Annotated in this window: 3 protein-coding genes; all 3 read left to right on the top strand. The window is 61.6% G+C overall.

Features of this window, described 5'->3' with window-relative positions; all coding sequences use genetic code 11:
- Positions 1–230: 230 nt before the first annotated feature.
- The gene (locus Q319_RS0123520; RefSeq protein ID WP_156039586.1) at positions 231–614 is read left to right on the top strand and encodes a type II toxin-antitoxin system RelE/ParE family toxin; all 384 of its coding nucleotides are present in this window, start codon (positions 231–233) and stop codon (positions 612–614) included.
- Positions 611–934, top strand: a complete 324-nt coding sequence (locus Q319_RS0123515; RefSeq protein WP_029484793.1) for an addiction module antidote protein — start codon at positions 611–613, stop codon at positions 932–934. The genes Q319_RS0123520 and Q319_RS0123515 overlap by 4 nt, the downstream gene beginning before the upstream one ends.
- Positions 935–1204: 270 nt before the next feature.
- Positions 1205–1501, top strand: a 297-nt coding sequence (locus Q319_RS28520) for a hypothetical protein (RefSeq protein ID WP_211252425.1), incomplete at its 3' end; no start/stop codon positions are given.

Raw genomic sequence — 1501 nt, 5'->3', positions numbered from 1 at the left:
CCCGCCACAGCAAAGCCACAGCCGACAGGGTTACGTGGGCTGGTCACCCGGCTATTGGGCAGATAGGACCAAAAAAAGGGTCAGCAAAGAGGGGGGTGCAGGCCCTTCCCCTCACGCTGAGACTGCCAGTGAAAGTGGGAAAAACAGCCTGAAGGCCACCTCCATTTCCTTCTCTTGCCTTAAAGTACACTCTAATGTACTTTAGAGCGGACCAGGAGGTCGCCCGGCCCATGACTGAGAAGGAGCTGATCATTTACCAAACCCAGGAGGGCCGTGAACCCTTCACGCGCTGGCGTCAGAAGCTGGGAGACCGGGTGACGGTGGCGCGCATTGACCGCCGCATAGAGCGTCTGGGAACCGGGCAATACGGCGATGCCAAGGCTGTCGGCAGCGGCGTGACCGAGCTGCGCCTGTTCTTCGGTCCTGGCTACCGGGTCTACTTTGCCGAGGATGGCGAGCGCCTGGTGGTGCTGCTGTGCGGTGGGGACAAAGGCGGCCAGGACCGCGACATCGAGGCCGCCAAAGCGTACTGGCATGACTATCAGCAGAACAGGCCGGCCCTAGAAAAGTCAGACCCAGCCGAATCACACCCCCCAGAGGAGGAAACATCATGAGGACCTACCGTAAATTTCAGGACGTGCTGATCGACGAGCTGCGCGCTGATCCTGAGCAGGCATTCATGTACTTGCAAGTCGCCCTGGAGGAGTTTGACCAGGACGGAGACCTTCAGCACCTGATGCTGGCGGTGCGGAATGTGGCCGAGGCGCGCGGCGGGGTGCCGGAGCTGGCCCGACAGGTGGGCATCGGGAAAAGCAGCCTGTACAAAGTGCTGTCCGAGGACGGCAACCCCACGCTCAGCACCATTAGCGCCGTTCTGCACGGGCTGGGCTATCGGCTGGCCCTGGCCCCGGCCCAGCCGCGCGCCGCATCCTAGAGACCGCCAGGGGAAACAGAAAAACGGCCCGAAGGCCGCTTTGATTCCTTCAATATAGGGCGGTATTCAGCCCCTGTCAAATGTATGCACCCGGTACAAGAAACTGTCGTCAGGTCTGACGCCACCTAACAGCAGACCAACAGAGGGCCAACAAAACTCCAACAGATCGCACCCCGCTTGAAGGCGGGGTGCTACTGTTGAAGATGAAGTGGATCAGCAGCGTTTGCCGCGCTCTGATCCAGCTATCCCACCCCGAAGGAACCCACGTCGATGAAAAACCAACAAGGGGACAGCCTGACGCATAGGGTACGGCAGAACGCTCCCGTATTTCCACCCTCGAACACACTTATCCCCCCTCTCACCCCCAGCCAGGTCCGCTATACCGAGTGGGGACGCGCCGCCCTGCGTGGCGAACCGGTGGACGCAGGCCACGCCCATCCGCCACCCAGCAAGCATTTTCAGCAAACGCGCCGCCCCATTCCCGTCGCCCCCCCCTCTGTGCTGACTCCAGACCAGGGCGAGAACCGGGTTGCCACCCTGCCCGAGATCACCGAGCGCCGAGCCAAA

Origin of the sequence: Deinococcus marmoris DSM 12784, from assembly GCF_000701405.1 — a bacterium.
Lineage (GTDB): Bacteria > Deinococcota > Deinococci > Deinococcales > Deinococcaceae > Deinococcus > Deinococcus marmoris.
The sequence above is the reverse complement of the archived record's forward strand: the minus strand, read 5'-3'. Positions and strand labels throughout refer to the sequence as shown.

Excerpts from the sequence above, each read along its gene's own strand:
- Q319_RS0123520 (WP_156039586.1), top strand. The coding sequence starts at position 231 with ATGACTGAGAAGGAGCTGATCATTTACCAAACCCAGGAGGGCCGTGAA.
- Q319_RS0123515 (WP_029484793.1), top strand. The coding sequence starts at position 611 with ATGAGGACCTACCGTAAATTTCAGGACGTGCTGATCGACGAGCTGCGC.